Here is a 20,064-nt window from a genome sequence, read left to right as displayed (position 1 = left end):
GATGGGGTGACACCCACGCAGCGGCGGCGGGCGAACTGCTCAGGCGGCGGTCCAGCCCGCCACTCATGCCCGTCGCGTACCCAGCGGCCGTGCGGCTGCGCACACCTCCCTTGACCTTGACACCGGTGTGAGGCCATACCGTCCGCGGCCGTGGCAGGAGCAGTGGTACTCGGAGCGGGGCCGGGGATGGGCCGGGCGATCGCATGCCGGTTCGCCGCGGGCGGGATGCCGGTGGCGGTCGTCGCCCGGTCGCGGCCGACCGTGGACGCGGTCGCCGCGGCGGTCCGGGCGAGCGGGGCCGACGTGCTGGGGCTGGCCGCGGACGTCGCCGACGAGGACGGCCTGCGCACCGCCCTGGGCGCGGCGGAAGAGCGCTTCGGCGTTCCGGACGTCGTCGTGTACAACGCGGCGCTCGTGCGGCCGGACGCGCCCGGCGAGCTCGACGCGGCGGGCCAGCTCGCCGCGTGGTCGGTGAACGTCGTCGGTGTCCTCACGGCCGCCGCGCGGGCCCTCCCCGGCATGGCCGCGCGGGGCAGCGGCACGTTCCTGGTCACCGGCGGCATGCCGGAGCCGAAGCCCGGCTACGTGAGCCTCTCCCTGGGCAAGGCGGGCGTCCGGGCGCTCGCCGCGCTGCTCGACCTGCAGTACCGGGACGCAGGCGTCCACGTCGCCACCGTGACGGTCGCCGGGCCGGTCGGCCCGGGGACGGCCTGGGATCCCGATGAGATCGCCGAGCACTACTGGCGGCTGCACCACCAGCCACGCGAGGCGTGGACCCACGAGGTCGTGCACTGACCGGGTTCCCCATGATCACCTGGGCGTGGCTGCCCCTGGGTGGGCGCTGCGGCGGATGTCGGTCCGAGCTCCGCTCAGCTACCCGGGTGCCTGGCCTTCGGCCCCCGCCCGTACGGCTGCTCGACCGGCTCCACCGGGTCGAGCGCCGGGAGCGGGCGCACCTGCGGCTCCTCGGCCAGCGCGAGCGGCTCCCCATGGTGGCGCAGCCGCATCGGCGGGCCCGAGACCAGCCGGTACTCCGCCTCGTCCGGCCGGATCTCCACCCGCAGCTGCCGGCCGCGCCACCTCAACCCGAACGAGATCCGCGACAGCGCCGGGGGCAGCCGCGGTGCGAACCCGATCCCGGACTCGTCCATCCGCATCCCGCCGAACCCGGCGACGACGGCCGTCCAGGTGCCGGCCATGGACGCGATGTGCACCCCGTGGTCGGAGTTGCCCGCCAGGTCGTCCAGGTCCACCAGCGCGGCCTCGGCCAGGTAGTCGTAGGCCAGGTCCAGGTGCCCGGTCCAGGCCGCCACCACCGCCTGGGTGCACGCCGACAACGACGAGTCCCGCACCGTCAACGCCTCGTAGTAGGCGAAGTTGCGGCTCATCTGCTCCGGGGTGAACGCGTCCGGGCGCAGCTGCATCGCCAGCACCAGGTCCGCCTGCTTGATCACCTGCTTGCGGTACAGGTCGAAGTACGGCACGTTCAGCAGCAGCGGGTACTTCTCCGCCGGCGTGTTCTCGAAGTCCCACACCTGGTGGTGGGTGAACCCCTCCGCCTGCGGGTGCACCCCCAGCACGTCGTCGAACGGGATCCGCATCGCCTTCGCCGCGTCCCGCCAGGACGCCATCTCCTCGGCGTTCACCCCGAGCCGCGCCGCCGCCCGCGCGTGCCGCGCCGCCGTGTCCGCCGCCACCCGCAGGTTCTGCTGCGCCATCAGGTTCGTGTAGACGTTGTTGTCGACGATCGCGGTGTACTCGTCCGGGCCGGTCACCCCGTCGATGCGGAACTCCCCCGCCGAGTCGTGGTGCCCCAGCGACCGCCACAGCCGGGCCGTGGCCACCAGCACCTCCAGCCCCACCTCCCGCTCGAACACCACGTCCCCGGTGGCCGCGACGTGCCGGCGGACCGAGTCGGCGATGTCGGCGTTGATGTGGAACGCGGCCGTGCCGGCCGGCCAGTAGCCCGAACACTCCTGCCCGCGGATCGTGCGCCAGGGGAACGCCGCCCCCCGCAGCCCGAGCTGCTCGGCCCGCTCGTAGGCGAGCGGGAGGATCGACAGCCTCCAGCGCAGGGCGTCGGCCGCGGCCTCCGGAGCGAGGTGGGACAGGACCGGCAGGCAGAAGGTCTCGGTGTCCCAGAACGTGTGCCCGTCGTAGCCCTCGCCGGTCAGCCCCTTCGCCCCGATCGCGCGGCGCTCGGCCCGGGCGCCCGCCTGCAGCACGTGGAAGGTGGCCAGCCGCACCGCCTGCTGCAGCTCGGCGTCACCGTCGATCTCGACGTCCGCGGTCTCCCAGAACTCGTCGAGGTAGGTCCGCTGCTCACCGCACAGCCCTTCCCAGCCGGTGTAGCGGGCGGCCGCCAGCGCCGCGCGGACCTGGTCGTGCAGGGCGGGCAGCGACCGGCGCGACGACCAGCCGTAGGCCAGGTACTTCACCAGGCGCAGCGTCCGGCCGGGCTCGAGACGCGCGATCACCGTGGTGCGCCCGATGTCCTCGGTGGCCTCGGAGGTGACCTTGACCCCTTCCGGGCCCTGCACCTCGTGGTCCATGGCCGCGGCCACCCGCAGGCCGGAGCGGCGCGTGCGGTGCAGCAGCGTGGCGCCCGCCTCGTCGCAGCGGTGCTGCTCGGCGACGAGCGGGTCGGTGAGCGCGGCCTCGACGCGCGGGTCCGCCTCGTCGCGGGACGGCAGCTGCTCGTTGGCCACCAGCTCCGACTGCAGGACGAGCAGGGCGGGCGCGTCGAGCACCTCCACCTCGTACTCGATCGCGGCGATCGCCCGCTGGGTGAGCGACACCAGCCGCGTCGAGCGCACCCGCACCATCCGGCCCGCGGGCGAGGCCCACTCGACCTCGCGGGTGAGCGTGCCGGCCCGCAGGTCCAGCACCCGCTCGTGCCGGTGCAGCTGGCCGTATCTCAGGTCGAACGGCTCGTCCTCCACCAGCAGCCGGATCAGCTTGCCGTTGGTGACGTTGATGATCGTCTGCCCGGACTCCGGGTAGCCGTACCCACCCTCCGCGTACGGCAGCGGGCGCCGCTCGTAGAACGAGTTCAGGTACGTCCCCGGCATCGCGTGCGGGTCCCCCTCGTCGAGGTTGCCCCGCAGCCCGATGTGCCCGTTGGACAGCGCGAACACCGACTCGACCTGGCCCATCCGGTCCAGGTCCAACCGTGGCTCCCGCACCACCCACGGCTCCACCGCGAACGCGCGGCCCGGATCCGGGCTCATGACGCACTCCCCATCAGGTCGGCGAGGTCGGTGACGACGACGTCGGCACCGTGCGCGCGCAACGCGTCGGCCTGCCCGAGCCGGTCCACCCCGACGACGAAGCCGAACCCGCCCGCCTTCCCCGACGCGACGCCCGCGAGGGCGTCCTCGAACACGACTGCCTGATCCTTCCCGACGCCGAGGTCGGCGGCCGCGGCGAGGAACGTGTCCGGCGCGGGCTTGCCGGGGAGGCCGCGCTCCTTGGCGGTGACGCCGTCCACGCGGTGGTCGATGAGATCGGCGAGGCCCGCGACGTCGAGCACCTGCTTCGCGTTCGCCGACGAGGACACCACGGCCGTGGCGAGCCCGGCGTCCTTCGCGGCGTGCAGGTAGCGCACCGACCCCGGGTACACCTCCACCCCGACGCTGACGATCTTCTCCTGCACCAGCGCGTTCTTCCGGGTGGCCAGCGCGTACACGGTCTCGGCGTCCGCGGCGTCGTCCGGCCCACCGGCCGGGAGCTCGATGCCGCGGGAGCGCAGGAACGAGTCGGTGCCCGCCAGGCGGGGCTTGCCGTCGACGTAGGGCCCGTAGTCGTCCGTGACGTCGAACGGCCGGAACGGGGTGCCCTCGCGCTCGGCACGGGCCCGCAGGTACTCGTCGAACATCTGCTTCCAGGCGGCCGCGTGCACGCTGGCCGTGTCGGTGAGCACGCCGTCGAGGTCGAAGAGGCACGCGCGCGTGCCGTCGGGAAGGCCGAGCATGGGCCGAACGGTACCGAGACCGCGATCACCCGGGGAGGCGGAGTGGGCAACTCGTAAGGGTGCGGCCTACGAAGGCAGCCGGATCGTCCGGGCCGCGGCTGCGCCGCCCGTCACCAGGACCTCGCAGCCGCCCTCGACGGGGCGGGCGGCCAGGCTGAGCAGTCCGCCGTCCGGCTGCGGCTCGATGTCGCGCTGCACCGCCTCGCGCACGGCGGCGAGGATCTGCATCGGGGTCACCGGGATCGGATGCAGGGTGGGCTCGACGTCCACCGCCACCTGCAGGCGCGGGCCGAACCGGGCCTGCTCCAGCTGCAGGTACCCGTGCACGGCGGCGAGCTCGTCGCCCAGCGTGCTCCCGCCCACCTGGTCGGCGGCGCGGTTCAGATCGGCGAAGCCGATGAGCAGGTCCCGGGCCCGGCCGGGATCGCTGCGGATCAGCGCGGCGATCGTGTTCAGGGAGTTGTAGACGAAGTGCTGCTCCAGCCGGCGCACCTCGGTGACGGCCGGCGGTTCCGCGCTCACCGGCTCGGGGGACGCGTCGGGCAGCTCCGCCGGCGGCTCGGGTGCCGGGATGGCCGGCGCCGGTTCCGGCGGGCGGGCCCAGCGGTCCTCGTGGACGTCCGCGGGGTCGAGCAGGCCGAGCCAGTACGGGCGGCGCATGCGGCCACCACCGATCCAGCCGGAGAACTCGGCGAGCCCCACCAGCTCGGGCCGCGCCCACCGGGCGTGGCGCGCCGCTCCCGCCGGCACGGCGTCGACGAACGGGGGTGCGTCCTGCTCCCGGTCGGCGAGCGCGGCGGCGAGCGTGCGCCGCTCCCCGAGCGACACCCCGACGCGCCCGACGTAGTGGGCGGCGCCCGGTTCGCCCGCCACGGGTGCGCCGAGCAGGAGGGTGCCCACCGTCTCGGGCCGGTGCGGGTCGGCGGGCGTCCAGCCGCCCACGAGCACCTGGCGCGTGCGCGTGACCGGCACGCGCAGCCAGAACCGGGAGCGCCCGCCGGGGTGGTAGCGGCCCCGCACGTGCCGGGCGTGCAGGCCGTCGGCGCCCTTCTGCTCCGCGATCGCGAGCATCGTGTCGATCTCGGTGGCGGGCAGCGGGGATGTGGTCCACACCGGCGGGCTGGCGAAGCCGAGGCCGTCGAGCAGCGAGCGGCGGTCGGCGTAGGGCAGGTCGGTGGTGCTGTGCCCGTCGAGCCACAGCAGGTCGGCGACCTGGAAGTCGACCGGGATGCGCCGGATCGTCGCGTCCGACGGGCGGTGGCGGGCGCTGCGGCGGGCGATCAGCCGCGGGCGGACGGCGTGCTCCTCACCGCGGGCGACGAGGGTGCCGTCGAGGACCATCCCGCCCGGCGGCGCCCGGCGCAGCAGCGGCTCGGCGAGCTCCGGGTAGGCGGCGCTCATCGAGTTGTCAGCGCCCGAGAGCAGCCGCACCCGCCGCCCGGGCTCGACGTAGGCGATGCAGCGGTGCCCCGTCCACGCCACCTCCACCATCCAGTCGCGGCCGGTCGGCGGGTCACCGGTGACGGTGCCGGGCTGCATGGGCGGGACGAGGGCGGGCACGCCTGGGGTCACCCGCTCCGTCACGGGAGCCACCGTAGCTGGCCGCCGTCACGTCGCGGACCTCCGTGGGGGACGATCGAGGCATCATGAGCCTCACCGACCGGCTTCCCCCCGCCCCCGATCCCGACGCGCTCGTCGAGGCGTTCACCGACTGGGCGTTCGAGGAACGCGGCCTCTCGCTCTACCCGGCGCAGGAGGAGGCGCTGCTGGAGCTGGTCACCGGCGGCAACGTGATCCTCTCCACGCCCACCGGCTCGGGGAAGTCGCTCGTCGCGGTGGGGGCGCACGCGGCGGCGCTCGGCCGCGGGGAGCGCACCTTCTACACGGCGCCGATCAAGGCGCTGGTCAGCGAGAAGTTCTTCCAGCTCATCGACACGTTCGGCGCCGACAAGGTCGGGATGCTCACCGGGGACGCCGCGGTGAACGAGAAGGCCCCGATCATCTGCTGCACCGCGGAGATCCTCGCCAACATCGCGCTGCGCTCCGGGCGGGGTGCCGATGTCGGTTCGGTGGTGATGGACGAGTTCCATTTCTACGCCGATCCCGACCGCGGCTGGGCCTGGCAGGTGCCGCTGATCGAGCTCCCCCAGGCTCAGTTCCTGCTGATGAGCGCCACGCTCGGCGACGTCTCGTTCTTCCGCGAGGACCTCACTCGCCGCACCGGGCGGGACACCGCGGTGATCACCTCGGTGGAACGCCCCGTGCCGCTGCACTTCCGCTACGTCTTCACGCCGCTGCACGAGACGATCAGCGAGCTCCTGCAGACCCACGAGGCCCCCGTCTACGTCGTGCACTTCACGCAGGCCTCGGCGATCGAGCGGGCGCAGGCGCTGATGAGCGTCAACGTCACCTCGCGCGAGGACAAGCAGGCGATCGCCGAGCTGATCGGCCGGTTCCGCTTCACCGCGGGCTTCGGCAAGACGCTGTCGCGGCTGGTGCGCCACGGCATCGGGGTGCACCACGCGGGCATGCTCCCCCGCTACCGCCGGCTCGTGGAGACCCTCGCGCAGGCCGGCCTGCTGAAGGTCATCTGCGGCACCGACACCCTCGGCGTCGGCATCAACGTGCCGATCCGCACCGTGCTGTTCACGGCGCTGTCGAAGTACGACGGGCAGCGCACCCGCCCGCTGAAGGCGCGGGAGTTCCACCAGATCTCCGGGCGCGCGGGGCGCGCGGGCTACGACACGGTCGGCACGGTCGTCGCCGAGGCACCCGACCACGAGGTGGAGAACGCCCGCCTGCTCGCCAAGGCGGGCGACGACCCCAAGAAGCGCCGCCGCGTGGTGCGCAAGCAGCCGCCCGAGGGGTTCGTCGGGTGGTCGCAGACGAGCTACGAGAAGCTGCAGAACGCCCAGCCCGAGCCACTGACCAGCCACTTCAAGGTCACGCACGCGATGCTGCTGAACGTGATCACGCGTCCCGGCGACGCGTTCAGCGCCATGCGGCACCTGCTCGAGGACAACCACGAGCCGCGGTCCCGCCAGCTCCGCCACATCCGCCGGGCCATCGCCATCTACCGGGCCCTGCGCACCGCGGGCGTGGTCGAGGAGCTGCCCGAGCCCGACGCGGAGGGCCGCCGCGTGCGGGTGGTCGGCGACCTGCAGCTGGACTTCGCGCTCAACCAGCCGCTCTCCCCCTTCGCCCTCGCCGCCGTCGATCTGCTGGACAAGGAGGCGCCGCAGTACCCGATGGACGTCCTCTCGGTGCTCGAGGCCACGCTCGACGACCCCCGGCCCGTGGTGGCGGCGCAGCAGAAGAAGGCCCGCGGAGAGGCCGTCGCCGCGATGAAGGCCGACGGCATCGAGTACGAGGAGCGGATGGCGCTGCTCGAGGACGTGACGTACCCGAAGCCCCTCGAAGAGCTCCTGGACGCCGCCCTGGAGACCTACCGGCGCGGCCACCCGTGGGTCGAGGACGCGCACCTGTCGCCGAAGTCGGTGGCGCGGGACATGTTCGAGAAGTCCATGACGTTCGTCGAGTACATCGGGCACTACGGCCTCGCCCGGTCCGAGGGCCTGGTGCTGCGCTACCTCGCCGACGCCTACCGCGCCCTGCGCCAGACCGTGCCCGACGAGGCGAAGACCGAGGAGCTCCTCGACGTCGAGGAGTGGCTCGGCGAGCTGGTGCGCCAGGTCGACTCCAGCCTGCTCGACGAGTGGGAGGCGCTCGCCGCGGGCGCCGGCACCGGCGAGGAACCGGAGCGGCCGCCGCTCGACACGACACCGACCGCCGTCACCGCCAACCCGCGGGCCTTCCGCGTGCTCGTGCGCAACGCGATGTTCCGCCGCGTCGAGCTGGCCGCCCTGCGCCGATTCGACGAGCTGGGCGAGCTCGACGCCGACGCCGGCTGGGACGCGGCCGCGTGGCGCGAGGCGCTCGCGCCGTACTTCGCCGAGCACGGCGACACCGGGACCGCGATCGGCACCGGCCCCGACGCCCGCGGCCCGCAGCTCTTCTCCGTCGCGGAGGAGTCCGAGCGCTGGCTCGTCCGGCAGGTCCTGGAGGACCCGGCGGGCGATCGCGACTGGGCCATCACCGCGGAGGTCGACCTCGGCGCGTCCGACGAGCAGGGCACCCCCGTCGTCTGGGTGACCGGGGTCGAGCCGCTCGGCGGCTGACGGTCCCGCTCCCCCGTCCGGGCCCTGCGACACGCCGACGTGCGGTGTCCATGATCGGTTGACGTTTCGAAGGCGTCAATGAATGATTGACGCATGAAGTACGACGAGGCGGTGCGCTGGCTGGACCGGGTCGACCCGATGATCGCCCGGCCCGACCGCTCCATCACCGGACGGCTGGACCGGCTCAAGGAGGTGTCGGCCGACGGCGGGCTCACCCGCGACGCCTCGGCGGCCTGGTACGCCCTCGTGGGCGAGATGCGCCGCCTCGCCGACTACTACGAGCGCGACCTCATCCGCAGGCTGCGCGCCGACGGGCTGACCTGGGCCCAGGTCGCCGACGCGGTGCAGGCGCAACTGTCGAGCCGGCAGGCCGCCCAGGCGAAATGGAAGCGGCTGCTCGACCCCGGCCGCCGCACCACGACGGGCGACATGCGCCGCGGCGGCCGCCCCCGCCAGGACCCCTGATCCAGTTCTCTGATCCGGCCCCCGACCGGTGCGGGGCGGTAGGCTCCCGCCAAGATCGCCCCTGGACCCGGGCGATCAGAGTCACGAGCGGGGGCGCGCCATGGGCGATCACGCGCGGACGCTCGGCAGTTCCTGGGCCGGATCGGTGCAGTCCGCGGGCTTCGTCGCGCTTCCGCGCCGCGAGCTCGACACCGCGCTGGTGGAGTGGACCGGCGTGCTGCTCGACGCCGCCTCCGGGGTGGGCGACCCGGCAGCGGCCGGCGCCGTCGGACGCTGGCTCGTCGAGGCCCACTTCACGCATCCGTCCACGCTGGAACAGACGCTCACCGTGCTCGGCCCCGACCTCGTCCGCATCGATCCCGAGCGCGGACCCGCCGTTCTCTCCGCCCTCGCCGGTGGCTACGCCGCCGCCCTGCAGGAGCGCACGCGCGCCGAGCAGGAACGGGTCACCGCGGCCGCGTTCGTCGCCCGGGCCGCCGCCGAGCAGGCCCGCTGGGCGAGCGAGGCCCGCTTCGGCGCCCTCTTCGCCGACGCGGCGATCGGCATCGCCGTCGTCACGGCCGCCGGCGAGGTCGTCGAGGCGAACCGGGCCCTCTGCGAGATGTTCGGCCGCCCGGCCGACGAGGTGCTCCACAGCACCGTGGATGCGTACGTCCCCGCCGACGACCACCAGCACCGGCGCCTGCTGCGCGCGATGCAGGCCGGCGAGCTGGAGCACACCCGGCTGGAACGGCCCTACGCGCACGCCGACGGCACCACGATCTGGACCGACATCGTCCTCTCCCTGGTCAGGGCGCCGGACGGGGTGCCCCGCTTCATCGTCGCCATGATCGCCGACGTCACGGAGCGGCACCGCCTCGAGACGTCGCTGCGCCACCAGGCCCAGCACGACCCGCTCACCGGCCTCCCGAACCGCACCCTGTTCTTCGAGCGGCTCGACGCCGCGCTCGAAGCCGGACGGCACGTCGGGGTCTGCTACATGGACGTCGACGACCTCAAGGCCGTCAACGACACCCTCGGCCACGACGTCGGCGATCACGTGCTGCAGACCATCGCCCACCGGCTCACAACCGAGATCGGCGGGCCCGGACGGCTGGTCGCCCGGATGGCGGGCGACGAGTTCGTCGTCCTCGTCGAGCGGCCCGCGGACCACCCGGACCCCGACGAACCGCTCCGCATGGCGGCACGCGCCCTCGACGCCGTGCGGCGCCCGGTCGTCTCGGGGCCGCACCGGATCGTCGTGTCCGCCAGCATCGGCGTCGTCGAGCGCGCGGACAGCGCCTCCGGCTCCGGGGAGCTCGAGAAGGCCGCCGACCTCATGAAGGCGGCCGACACCACGCTCCACTGGGCGAAGAAGGACGGCCGCAACCGCGTCGCCCGCTTCGACGCCGACCGCCACCGTGCCGCCGTCGCCCGGTTCGAGCTGTCCGCCCGGCTGCCCGCCGCCCTCGAGTCGGCCGAGTTCGTGGTCGACTACCAGCCGCTGGTCCGCCTCACCGACCAGCGGCTGGTCGGCGTCGAGGCGCTCGTGCGCTGGCAGCCGCCCGGCGGCGACCGCATCGGCCCGGACGTGTTCATCCCGCTCGCCGAGGAGAGCGGGCTGATCGTCCCGCTCGGGAGGTGGGTGCTCGCCGAGGCGTGCCGGCAGGCGGTGCGCTGGCGCGAGGAGCACCCGGACGCGCACCTGTTCGTCAGCGTCAACCTCGCGGCGCGCCAGGTGCGCGAGCCCGGGATCGTCGACGACGTGGCGAGCGTCCTCGCCGACTCCGGCTGGCCCGCGCACGGGCTGCAGCTCGAGCTCACCGAGAGCGACCTCATGAGCACCACCGGGGAGCCCCTCGACGCGCTCCGTGACCTCGCGGCGATGGGCGTGCGCATCGCCATCGACGACTTCGGCACCGGCTACTCCAACCTCGCCTACCTGCGCACCCTGCCGGTCCACGCCCTGAAGCTCGCCGGGCCGTTCGTCACGAGACCCTTTGCCTCCGCCGTGTCCGACCCATCCGGCGAGCACGAATACGACAGCGTCGACCTCGAGGTGCTCGCGCTGCTCATCGAGCTGGCCCACACGCTCGGCCTCTCCGTCACCGCCGAGGTCGTGGAGACCTCCGTGCAGCTGGAACGGCTGCGCAAGCTCGGCTGCGACACCGGGCAGGGCTGGTACTTCGCCCCGCCGGTGCGCCCGTCGGCCGTGCCGGCCCTGTTCACCGGCCCGGTCGGCCCGACCTGACCCTCCAGGAGCGCCGACCACCCGGGAACGCCTTGATCACCACGGTCGTGGCATGAGCGGCAGGAGGTGTCTGTTGCCGAACCGGGCGCGCTGCCGTTGCCGGCGACCGTCTGAGGGCCCGACGACCATGATCAGCCACCTGGCGCGAGAGCGGCCACGCGAGAGACACCAGCCACCTAGAGCTAGAGCTTCCGGAGGCCGCCCAGCACTCGCCGCATCAGGGCCACGTCGGGGCCGGCGGCGCGGTGGACGGCGACGGCGCCCGCGGCCGCGAGGTCGCCGACGAGAACCCGCGCCACCCCGAGCGGCACGCCGACGTGGGCGGCGAGCTCCGCCACCGACCGCGGTTCCCGGCACAGGTCCAGCACGGCGAGGTGCGCGCCGGTGAAACCGGCCGGCGCGACCTGCGGGTCCGCCGACACGAGCGTCTCGATCGACAGGTCGAGCGACGCGCGCGTGCGGCCGCGGGTGAACACGTAGGGCCGCACGGACGCCGACCCACCGGCGATCGGCTCCTCGACCTCGACGTCCGGCGGACGGGGCACCTCAGGGGTGGGCGGCCGGGGCGGCGGGGTGACCGCGGGCGTAGGGCCCGGTCGCCGCTTCCGGCGAGCCCCACCGAAACGCGCGCCCGTCAGCCCCACGACCGGGCCGTCGGACCCATCGGGCTGGTCCCCCGGAGCCGCAGGTACGGCCGGGACGGGTGTCGTGTCCGCCTCCGCAGCCTTCCTGCGGGCCGCCCGCCTCCGGCGCGGGGCACCACCGAACCGCGCGCCGGTGGTCCCGATCGCGGGGCCGGGATCGTCGCCGGTGTCCACTTCGCCGGTGCCCACTTCGCGGCCTCCCCCATCGCGGCGTCACACCTCGGAAGGGGCCCCACCATGTCGACAGGGCGTTACGGCCGCGTTACCCGGCCGTTCCACGCCCATGACGTTTCGTACTCGCATGATCACCGGATGTGATGGGCTGCCGAGCGAGCGGCGGTGCACGACGGCAGTGGAAGGATCAAGGGCATGACGCACCCCATCCGGATCGGTGTCCAGATCCAGCCCCAGCACGCCGACTACGCGCAGATCCGTGCCGCCGTCACCGAGGCCGAGGACACCGGCGTCGACATCGTGTTCAACTGGGACCACTTCTTCCCGCTGAACGGCGATCCCGGCGGGAAGCACTTCGAGTGCTGGACGATGCTCGGGGCCTGGGCCGAGGCCACCAGGCGGGTCGAGATCGGTGCCCTCGTCAGCTGCAACAGCTACCGCAACCCCGAACTGCTCGCCGACATGGCCCGCACCGTCGACCACATCTCCGGCGGCCGGCTCATCCTCGGGATCGGCGCGGGCTGGTTCCAGCGCGACTACGACGAGTACGGCTACGACTTCGGCACGCCGGGGACCCGGCTGGCCGACCTCGCGCAGGCCCTCCCCCGCATCCGCGACCGCTGGTCGGCGCTCAACCCGGCGCCCACCCGGGACATCCCCGTCCTCATCGGCGGCGGCGGGGAGCGCAAGACCCTGCGCTACACGGCCGAGCACGCCGCGATCTGGCACAGCTTCGGCGACCTCGACACGCTCACCCGCAAGTCCGCGATCCTCGACCGCCACTGCGCCGACGTCGGCCGCGACCCGGGTGAGATCGAGCGCTCCGTCGGCGTCTCGGCCCCGCCGCACGAGGTCGCCGACGGCCTCGTCGCCGCGGGCGCGACCCTCTTCACGATCGGCGTCAGCGGCCCGGGCTACGACCTGGGCCTCGTGAAGGAGTGGGTCGCCTGGCGCGACGCCCGGCGCTGACCTGATCGGGAGCCGCCTCAGGCGGGAACCGTCGCGCGCTGCGCCGCGTCCCGCTTGGCGACCTCCGCCCGGACGAGCGGGATCACCTCGCGACCGAACTCCCTCGCGTCCTCCAGCAGGTCGTAACCACGGGCCGAGAGGATCCGCACGCCCAGGTCGTAGTAGTCCATCAGCGCGGCGGCCACCGTCTCGGGCGTGCCGACCAGCGCCGTGGAGTTGCCCGCGCCGCCGGTGGCCTTCGCCGTGACGGTCCACAGCGCCCGGTCGTGCCGCTCCCCCTGCTCGGCGATGGCCAGCAACCGCTGGGAACCCGCGTTCTCCGGGTCGGTGAGCTTGTGGCGGCGGGTGAGCTGGACCCCGCCCTTCGTCCGGTCCTGGATGCGAGCGACGGTGGCGTACGCCTTCTCCCAGGCCTCCTCCTCCGTGCGGCCCAGGATCGGGCGGAAGGCCACCTGGAAGGTCGGCGCGGGCCGGCCGGCGGCCGCGGCGAGCTCCGTGATCGCGGCGATCTGGTCGGCCGTGCCGGCGAGCGGCTCGCCCCAGAGCGCGTAGATGTCCGCCTCCTCCGCGCCGACCCGGTACGCGGCGGGCGACGAGCCGCCGAACGAGATCCGCGGGCGCGGCTTCTGCACGGGCTCGACGTCGAGCACGAAGTCGCTGAAGTCGTAGTGCTCGCCGTGGAAGTCGAACGGCTCCCGCGCGGTCCACGCCTTCTTGAAGATCTGGATCGCCTCGCGGGTGCGGTCGTAGCGGCGGTCCTTGGGCAGGATGTCGCCCTCGCGCTGCTGCTCGTGGTCGTTGCCGCCGGTGATGACGTGCACGGTGGTGCGGCCACCGCTGATCACATCGAGCGTGGCGATGGTCTTCGCCGCGAACGTGGGGTAGGAGACGTTCGGCCGGTGGGCCACGAGCACCTGCAGCCGTTCGGTGCGGCAGGCGATCAGCGCCGCGCCCTGCCCGGGGTCGGGGCTGCCGCTCCCGTACGCGGTGAGCACCCGGTCCCAGCCGGTCTCCTCGTGGGCGCGGGCCAGCGCCACGGTGAACTCCGGGTCGAACGCCGGGCCGGAACGGGACTGCGTCTCGGTGCCGTCGTTGGTGGCTCCCATGCCGAGGAACTCCACGGGCATGTCGTTACTCCTCGAGTGTGGTGGAGGGGGTGGCGGTGGAGCGGGGTCAGGAACCCGGACACACCGCCGACCACACCCGACCGAGGTCGATGTGCCGTCGGGTCACCAGAGGAACGCGGATGGCGCGGGACGTGGAGAAGACCACGACCTCCACTCCAGCACCCGGCGGTGCGCCCGTCAACGGCGGGCGTGCGGGCCGACACACGTTGTGTGCCGCCGCCCCGATGTCGACCTACAGTCGAAGCGGTTCACCCTGCGCACAAGTGAGGACGCCGCCCGTGGGCTCTGCGATCGCGATCGTCGGGGCGGGCCCGCGTGGCGTGGGGATCCTCGAGCGACTGGGCGCGAGCGCGCCCGAGCTGGGACCGGACGGGCTCGACGTGCACCTGGTCGACCCGTACCCGCCGGGCCCGGGGCGGATCTGGCGCCACGACCAGTCGCCGCTGCTCGCGATGAACTCCATGGCCTCCGACGTCACGATGTTCACCGACGACACCGTGGTCTGCGACGGTCCGATCGTCCCCGGCCCGTCGTTCTGGGAGTGGGCGCAGGCGTTCCGCGCAGGCGGCGACCCCGACGAGCGGCTCGGCCCCGAGCTCGCCGCCGAGCTGGCCGCCGTCACCTCCTCGACGTTCCCCACCCGGCGGCTGCAGAGCGCCTACCTGGGCTGGGTGCTGGGCGAGGTCATCGCCGGACTGCCACCCGGGATGCGGGCGAGGGTGCACCGGACGCGCGCGGTCGGCCTCGCCGAGGACGGCGACCTGCAGGTCGTGCGGCTGGAGAACGGCGACGCGCTGCGCGTCGACGCCGTGGTGCTCGCGTCCGGACACCTCGACGCCACGCCGACCGACGAGGAGCACGCGCTCGCCGCCCGGGCCGCCGACGCGGGGCTCACCTACCTCCCTCCCGAGCAGACCACCGACTCGGACCTGTCGGTGCTCGCCCCGCGCGAGACCGTGCTGGTCCGCGGGCTCGGCCTGGCGTTCATCGACCTGGTCGTGCTCCTGTTCGAGGGGCGTGGCGGGCGGTTCGAACCCGACGGGGACGGGCTGCGGTACGTGCCGTCGGGGGCCGAGCCGCGGCTCGTCGCCGGCTCCCCGCGCGGGATGACCTACCACGCCAAACCCCATTACGGCCTGCGTGCGGGCCGGCCGCCGCTGCCGCGGTTCTTCGGTCCGGCCGCCGTCGACCCGCTGATCGGCTCGGGCGGGCCGGTCGAGCTGGGCGCGCAGGCATGGCCGCTGATGGCGAAGGAGATCGCCTGGGGTTGGTACCACGAGCTGTTCGTCGGCCACCCCGAGCGAGTCCGGCTGCCGTGGGCCGCGTTCGCACAGCGGTTCGCCGGTCTCGACTGGCACTCACCCGGGATGGACGAGCTGATCGCCACCGCCGTCCCCGCACCGGTCGACCGGATCGACCTCACCGCCCTCGACCAGCCCCTCGCCGGCGTCCACGCCCCGGACCTCGCCGCGCTGCAGCCGCTCGTGCGCGACCGGATCGCCGAGGACCTGCGCCAGCACGTCGATCCGGCGCACACGCCGCACCTCGGCGCGTTCGTCGCGATGCTGTCGGTGTACGGCGAGGTCACCCGCCTCTCGGGCTCGGGTGTGCTGTCGCCCCGCTCCCGGGCGGTCGACCTGGCCTGGTGGCAGGGCTTCTTCAACGCGGTCGCGAGCGGCCCGCCCGGATTCCGGGTGCGCGAGCTGCTCGCGCTGTCGCGCGCCGGGTACGTCGAGTTCCTCGGGGAGGGGATGTGGGTGGACGTCACAGGCGGCGCCTTCCGCGCCGGGAGCTCCAGCCTGGCGGGCGCCCCGCCGGTCACGGCCCGGGCGCTCGTCGACGCCCGCCTGCCGAGCCCGAGCGTGTCCCGCACCACCGACCCGCTGCTCGCCGCCCTGCTGGCCACCGGCGCCGTGAGCGAGGAGGTGCTGCGTGCCGCCGACGGCACGCTCCTGCGCAACACCGGCCTGATCCGCGTCCGGCCGGCCGACGGGGCCCTGGTCGACGCCACCGGCTCCGTGCACCCGCGGCGGTTCGCGGTGGGCCCGCACACCACGGTGAAGGTGGCTGGCGCGTTCACCCGGCCCGGGATGAACGCCCAGAGCCTGCGGTACAACGACGCCGTCGCCCGGGCGGTGTTGCGCAGCCTCCCGGGGGCGCGGGCGGCGGCGGCGTAGCAGGATCGGATACGGTGCGTCCGACACCGTTGAAATCGATTTCACGACCGCCGACGACGTCCCCGGAGGCACCGATGGCGCACCCGAGCCCGCTGCAACCCGAGATGGCCCTGCTGAGCACGGCGGTCACCCGCTCGATCAGCCCCGAGAACCCGACCGGAGCACCCGGCGCCGGCGGTGGCGCCACCGAGGGCACCGGTGCGGCGGCGGCCCGCGACCTGGGCCGCGGCTGGAAGGTCTCACCCTCGATCGAGGTGCCGGCCGGCAGCACCGCCCGCCTGGCCGAGATCGACGGGCCCGGCGTGGTGCAGCACATCTGGCTCACCACCCACCCCTCGCACTGGCGCAGCCTGTTGCTGCGCATGCACTGGGACGGTGACGCCGAACCGGCCGTCGAGGTGCCGATCGGCGACTTCTTCGGGCAGGGCTGGGGCGAGTTCGCCCAGCTGTCCTCCCAGGTCGTGGCCGTCAACCCGCACGGGGGGTTCAACAGCTACTGGCAGATGCCGTTCCGGTCTGCCGCCCGGATCACGCTGGAGAACATCGGGCCGGACCCGGCGATCGTCTACTTCCAGATCACCTACTCGCTCGCACCCGTACCCGAACAGGCCGGCTACCTGCACACCCAGTGGCGCCGCGACAACCCCCTCGCGAAGGGCGACACGCACACCCTCCTCGACGGCGTCACCGGGCAGGGGCACTACGTCGGCACCTACCTCGCGTGGGCCACCAACTCGAGCGGCTGGTGGGGCGAGGGCGAGGTGAAGTTCTACCTCGACGACGACGTCACGGACCACGACCGCGAGCTCCCCACCATCTGCGGCACCGGCACCGAGGACTACTTCGGCGGCGCCTGGAACTTCGACGTCCCCGGCAGCGGCTACACCGCCTTCACCACCCCCTACCTCGGGCTGCACCAGGTCCTGCGGCCCGACGGGTGCTACCGCAGCCAGCAGCGCTTCGGCATGTACCGCTGGCACCTACCCGACCCCATCCGGTTCGAGCACGCCCTGTCCGTCGACGTCCAGGCGCTCGGCTGGCGCTCGGGCCGGCGCTACCTGCAGCTGCAGGACGACATCGCCTCGACCGCCTGGTTCTACCTCGACCGGACCTCCACCCGGCGACCGCCGGCACCCGACGCCGACGACCTCGAGGTCTGCTGACGGCCGGGCCTGCCACACTTCCTCGGGTGGCGGCGACGCGAAGCGCGGGAGTGGTGCTGCACCGACCGGGGCGAGGCGGCACCGAGGTGCTGCTCGGGCACATGGGCGGGCCGTTCTGGGCCCGCAAGGACGAGGGCGCCTGGTCGATACCCAAGGGCGAGCACGGCCCCGACGAGGAGCCGCGGGCCGCGGCGGCCCGGGAGTTCGCCGAGGAGCTCGGCGCACCGCTGCCGGACGGGCCGCTCGCCGACCTCGGGGAGGTGCGGCTCTCGGGCGGGAAGCGGATCACGGCCTTCGCCCTCGCCGCCGACTTCGACGCCGACCGGATCACGCCCGGGACGTTCAGCATGGAGTGGCCGCCGCGGTCGGGCCGGCAGCAGGAGTTCCCCGAGATCGACCGCGCCGCCTGGTTCGGCCTGGAGACCGCCCGCCGGAAGATCACGAAGGGGCAGTTGCCGCTGCTGGACCGGTTGCCGGCGCTGCTCGCCGGGTAGCGGGGTTCTCGTGAGGTCGCTGCTCCCCGGGCTCCTGCGCGGCTCCGCGGCCGGCGCCGCGGGCGCAGCCGCGTACCTCGCCACCGGCCGGTTGGACGGCTCCGCCGAACCGGCGGAGCGGGCCGGGCGGCGCTCGGACCTGCGCGCCACGGCGGCCGGGGTGGGCGTCGGCGCGCTCGCGGGGGTGCTGCGCGCCGCCGGGGTCCGCCCACCCGCCGCGGTGAACGGCCCCCTGCTCGGGCTCGCCGCCGCCGCGGCCGGCGCCGGCCCGGCGGCCGTGCTGCGGATCGTCGACCCGCGCCGCAGCGCGGACTGGCCGGCCGAGGTCGTCGCGCCACTGGTCTACGGCTTCACCACGCACTCCACGCTCGTCTCGGTGTCCCGCGTGGCCGAGGGGCGCGAGGCGGTACCCCCGGCGAGCCCCGCGGCGCTGCTGCGGGCGGCCGCGCTGGGCGCGTCCAGCGGGTCCCGCAGCACCGCCGGCATCGCCGCGGTCGCGCTCACCTCCCGGCCGGGCGACGCCGGCCCGGTGGCCTCCCGGCTCGGCGGCCGCACCGGCAGCGCGCTCTCGAGCGTGGCCGCCGCGGCCGAACTCGTGGCCGACAAGCTCCCCGGTGTCCCGAGCCGCCTCGCACCGCTGGGGCTGATCCCCCGCGCGGCGCTCGGCGCGACCTGCGCGGCCGCCGTCGCAGGCCGCGACGGGCACGACCCGACGCTGCCCGGCCTCGTCGGCGCGGCCGCCGCCGTCGGGGCGGCCGTGCTGGGCGTTCGCCTGCGGGCGGCGGCCCGGGCCCGGTTCGGCACCGACCGGCCGGGAGCCCTGGCCGAGGACGTCCTCGCCGCGCTCCTCGGCCGGCTCGGCGCCCGCCGCCCAGGAATGAACCCGAGTCGCGAAGGTTGAGGAGAGCATGGCCGGTACCACCCGAGGTTTCGTCGGACGGCGGCGCGAGCACGACCCGCGGCTACCTCCCGGCCAGTACGACGCGCGTGCCGACTGGCCGGTCCTGCACGCCGAGGCCACGCCGAACATCCCGGCCGAGCGCTGGACGTTCACGATCGAGGGCCTCGTCGAGAACACCGTCACCTGGACCTGGGACGAGATCCACGCACTCCCCCGGTCGCGCTACGAGGGCGACATCCACTGCGTCACCACCTGGTCGAAGCTCGGCATGACGTTCGACGGCGTCTCGGTGGACACGCTGCTCGCCGCGGCGGAGCCGTCGCCTGCGGCCACGCACGTGATGGCGGTGTCCCACACCGGCTACACCACCAACCTCCCCCTCGACGACGTCACCGGCGGCAAGGCGTGGGTCGTCTGGGACGCCGACGGCGAACCGCTCAGCACGATCCACGGCGGCCCGGCCCGCCTGCTGGTGCCGCACCTGTACTTCTGGAAGAGCGCGAAGTGGGTGTCGGGTCTGCGCCTGATGGACCACGACGAGCGGGGCTTCTGGGAGCGGGGCGGCTACCACGACCGCGGCGACCCCTGGTCCGAGCAGCGCTACCAGGGCGACTGAGCGGCCCATGACGCTCACCCCTGGCGGCACCACCCACCGCCGCACCCTGCGCTGGCAGACCGCGCGCGTACTCGACGTCCGCGACGAGACGCCCCGCGCCCGCACGTTCCGGCTCGCGCTGCCCGAGCCGCGCCCACACCTGCCCGGGCAGTACTACGTCGTGCGGCTCACCGCGCCTGACGGCTACACCGCCTCCCGCGACTACTCCGTGGCGTCCGCACCGGACGGGACGGGCGAGATCGAGCTGGCCGTCGAGCGGCTCGACGACGGCGAGGTCTCCGAGTTCCTGCACGACGTCGTCGTACCCGGCGACGAGCTCGAGGTCCGCGGGCCGATCGGCGGCTTCTTCGCCTGGGACGCGAGCGGGCCCGCCCTGCTCGTCGGCGGCGGGTCCGGCGTGGCGCCGCTGATCGCGATGCTGCGCCACGCCCGCCGGCTCGGCCGCCCGGACCTGGTGCGCCTCGTCGTCTCCGCGCGTTCGTCCGGAGACCTGTACTACGCCGACGAGCTGCCCGGCCCCGAGACCACGGTGATCTACACGCGCCAGGCTCCCCCCGACGCGGGCCGCGCCGCCGGCCGGCTCGCCGCAGCCGACGTGGCGCCGCTGGTGCGGGGCGGCGAGACGGTGTACGTCTGCGGCCCCCCCGGCTTCGCCGACGCCGCGACGGCAGTGCTGGTCGAGGCCGGCGTACCGGTGGAGAGCATCCGCGTCGAACGCTTCGGCCCCTCCGGCTGACCCGGCCCCGTCGCAGCACCGGCCCCGTTGCAGCAAAGCCACTTTCATGCAGTCTCCTTGCGTCGGAGTGGCTTTCCTGCAATGGACTGTGCGCGGCTGTGGTGTCGGCACCGGGTGTCGTGCCGGCCGACAGGCTGCCTGGAACGACCCGAAAACGGGGCCATGCTCAGCGGAAACGGGACCTGACGTGCATGTATGAGCGTGATGCCCCGATCCC

The 20,064-nt window shown here is 74.1% G+C and carries 16 protein-coding genes; 11 read left to right on the top strand and 5 right to left on the bottom strand.

Translation table 11 applies throughout. The annotated features are described in order from the left end of the window. Positions 1 to 150: 150 nt before the first annotated feature. Positions 151 to 795 carry an SDR family NAD(P)-dependent oxidoreductase gene (locus ACU436_RS13935; protein ID WP_459025235.1) on the top strand — a complete coding sequence of 215 codons (645 nt, stop codon included), beginning with the start codon at positions 151 to 153 and terminating at the stop codon, positions 793 to 795. Positions 796 to 869: 74 nt separating this feature from the next. Here ACU436_RS13935 and ACU436_RS13930 read toward each other — a convergent pair whose 3' ends face one another. The 3 genes from ACU436_RS13930 to ACU436_RS13920 all read right to left on the bottom strand — a co-directional run bounded on the left by ACU436_RS13930 (position 870) and on the right by ACU436_RS13920 (position 5,557). Further along, entirely contained in the window at positions 870 to 3,230 is a 2,361-nt protein-coding gene (locus tag ACU436_RS13930) for a glycoside hydrolase family 65 protein (protein WP_459025233.1), read from the bottom strand. Then, positions 3,227 to 3,973: an HAD family hydrolase gene (locus ACU436_RS13925; RefSeq protein ID WP_459025231.1), complete on the bottom strand. Its 747-nt coding sequence runs from the start codon at positions 3,971 to 3,973 to the stop codon at positions 3,227 to 3,229. Before ACU436_RS13925 ends, ACU436_RS13930 begins: the two co-directional genes overlap by 4 nt. Before the next feature lie 66 nt (positions 3,974 to 4,039). Next, complete coding sequence (locus tag ACU436_RS13920) at positions 4,040 to 5,557, bottom strand: ATP-dependent DNA ligase (protein ID WP_459025229.1); 1,518 nt, start codon at positions 5,555 to 5,557, stop codon at positions 4,040 to 4,042. Between the two features lie 62 nt (positions 5,558 to 5,619). Between ACU436_RS13920 and ACU436_RS13915 the strand changes: the two genes are divergently transcribed. The 3 genes from ACU436_RS13915 (at position 5,620) to ACU436_RS13905 (ending at position 10,846) form a co-directional block, all read left to right on the top strand. Further along, positions 5,620 to 8,151, top strand: a complete 2,532-nt coding sequence (locus ACU436_RS13915) for a DEAD/DEAH box helicase (RefSeq protein WP_459025227.1) — start codon at positions 5,620 to 5,622, stop codon at positions 8,149 to 8,151. A 93-nt stretch (positions 8,152 to 8,244) separates the two neighbouring features. Then, positions 8,245 to 8,616 carry a hypothetical protein gene (locus ACU436_RS13910; protein ID WP_459025225.1) on the top strand — a complete coding sequence of 124 codons (372 nt, stop codon included), beginning with the start codon at positions 8,245 to 8,247 and terminating at the stop codon, positions 8,614 to 8,616. A gap of 100 nt (positions 8,617 to 8,716) precedes the next feature. After that, positions 8,717 to 10,846: a putative bifunctional diguanylate cyclase/phosphodiesterase gene (locus ACU436_RS13905; protein ID WP_459025223.1), complete on the top strand. Its 2,130-nt coding sequence runs from the start codon at positions 8,717 to 8,719 to the stop codon at positions 10,844 to 10,846. 182 nt (positions 10,847 to 11,028) lie between these two features. Here ACU436_RS13905 and ACU436_RS13900 read toward each other — a convergent pair whose 3' ends face one another. Continuing rightward, the gene (locus tag ACU436_RS13900; protein WP_459025221.1) at positions 11,029 to 11,391 is read right to left on the bottom strand and encodes a DUF742 domain-containing protein; all 363 of its coding nucleotides are present in this window, start codon (positions 11,389 to 11,391) and stop codon (positions 11,029 to 11,031) included. 468 nt (positions 11,392 to 11,859) lie between these two features. Here ACU436_RS13900 and ACU436_RS13895 point away from each other — a divergent pair, with 468 nt between their 5' ends. After that, positions 11,860 to 12,633 (top strand): LLM class F420-dependent oxidoreductase, encoded by a 774-nt coding sequence (locus ACU436_RS13895; protein WP_459025219.1) that lies wholly within the window; start codon positions 11,860 to 11,862, stop codon positions 12,631 to 12,633. Between the two features lie 17 nt (positions 12,634 to 12,650). On the opposite strand, the gene ACU436_RS13890 is transcribed toward ACU436_RS13895, so the two are convergent. Further along, positions 12,651 to 13,760: an LLM class flavin-dependent oxidoreductase gene (locus ACU436_RS13890; protein ID WP_459025217.1), complete on the bottom strand. Its 1,110-nt coding sequence runs from the start codon at positions 13,758 to 13,760 to the stop codon at positions 12,651 to 12,653. Between the two features lie 278 nt (positions 13,761 to 14,038). On the opposite strand from ACU436_RS13890, the gene ACU436_RS13885 reads away from it, so the two are divergent. The 6 genes from ACU436_RS13885 (at position 14,039) to ACU436_RS13860 (ending at position 19,847) form a co-directional block, all read left to right on the top strand. Continuing rightward, entirely contained in the window at positions 14,039 to 15,937 is a 1,899-nt protein-coding gene (locus ACU436_RS13885; protein ID WP_459025215.1) for an FAD/NAD(P)-binding protein, read from the top strand. Positions 15,938 to 16,011: 74 nt separating this feature from the next. Further along, positions 16,012 to 17,100: a glycoside hydrolase family 172 protein gene (locus tag ACU436_RS13880; protein WP_459025213.1), complete on the top strand. Its 1,089-nt coding sequence runs from the start codon at positions 16,012 to 16,014 to the stop codon at positions 17,098 to 17,100. A gap of 26 nt (positions 17,101 to 17,126) precedes the next feature. Continuing rightward, positions 17,127 to 17,594 carry an NUDIX domain-containing protein gene (locus ACU436_RS13875; RefSeq protein ID WP_459025211.1) on the top strand — a complete coding sequence of 156 codons (468 nt, stop codon included), beginning with the start codon at positions 17,127 to 17,129 and terminating at the stop codon, positions 17,592 to 17,594. A 10-nt stretch (positions 17,595 to 17,604) separates the two neighbouring features. Continuing rightward, entirely contained in the window at positions 17,605 to 18,495 is an 891-nt protein-coding gene (locus ACU436_RS13870) for a DUF4126 family protein (RefSeq protein ID WP_459025209.1), read from the top strand. A 7-nt stretch (positions 18,496 to 18,502) separates the two neighbouring features. Then, positions 18,503 to 19,111, top strand: coding sequence for a sulfite oxidase-like oxidoreductase (locus ACU436_RS13865; RefSeq protein ID WP_459025207.1), 609 nt, complete (start codon positions 18,503 to 18,505; stop codon positions 19,109 to 19,111). Positions 19,112 to 19,118: 7 nt separating this feature from the next. After that, the gene (locus ACU436_RS13860; protein WP_459025205.1) at positions 19,119 to 19,847 is read left to right on the top strand and encodes a ferredoxin reductase; all 729 of its coding nucleotides are present in this window, start codon (positions 19,119 to 19,121) and stop codon (positions 19,845 to 19,847) included. Positions 19,848 to 20,064: the final 217 nt, after the last annotated feature.

The organism is Pseudonocardia wallangbongensis (assembly GCF_054486945.1).
This window is presented reverse-complemented; position numbering and strand designations above follow the sequence as displayed.

What these genes read in the sequence shown, in the direction of transcription:
- ACU436_RS13890 (WP_459025217.1), bottom strand. Translation starts at nt 13,760, where the DNA reads ATGCCCGTGGAGTTCCTCGGCATGGGAGCCACCAACGACGGCACCGAG.
- ACU436_RS13930 (WP_459025233.1), bottom strand. Translation starts at nt 3,230, where the DNA reads ATGAGCCCGGATCCGGGCCGCGCGTTCGCGGTGGAGCCGTGGGTGGTG.
- ACU436_RS13915 (WP_459025227.1), top strand. Translation starts at nt 5,620, where the DNA reads ATGAGCCTCACCGACCGGCTTCCCCCCGCCCCCGATCCCGACGCGCTC.
- ACU436_RS13895 (WP_459025219.1), top strand. Translation starts at nt 11,860, where the DNA reads ATGACGCACCCCATCCGGATCGGTGTCCAGATCCAGCCCCAGCACGCC.
- ACU436_RS13910 (WP_459025225.1), top strand. Translation starts at nt 8,245, where the DNA reads ATGAAGTACGACGAGGCGGTGCGCTGGCTGGACCGGGTCGACCCGATG.
- ACU436_RS13860 (WP_459025205.1), top strand. Translation starts at nt 19,119, where the DNA reads ATGACGCTCACCCCTGGCGGCACCACCCACCGCCGCACCCTGCGCTGG.
- ACU436_RS13905 (WP_459025223.1), top strand. Translation starts at nt 8,717, where the DNA reads ATGGGCGATCACGCGCGGACGCTCGGCAGTTCCTGGGCCGGATCGGTG.
- ACU436_RS13880 (WP_459025213.1), top strand. Translation starts at nt 16,012, where the DNA reads ATGGCGCACCCGAGCCCGCTGCAACCCGAGATGGCCCTGCTGAGCACG.
- ACU436_RS13865 (WP_459025207.1), top strand. Translation starts at nt 18,503, where the DNA reads ATGGCCGGTACCACCCGAGGTTTCGTCGGACGGCGGCGCGAGCACGAC.
- ACU436_RS13925 (WP_459025231.1), bottom strand. Translation starts at nt 3,973, where the DNA reads ATGCTCGGCCTTCCCGACGGCACGCGCGCGTGCCTCTTCGACCTCGAC.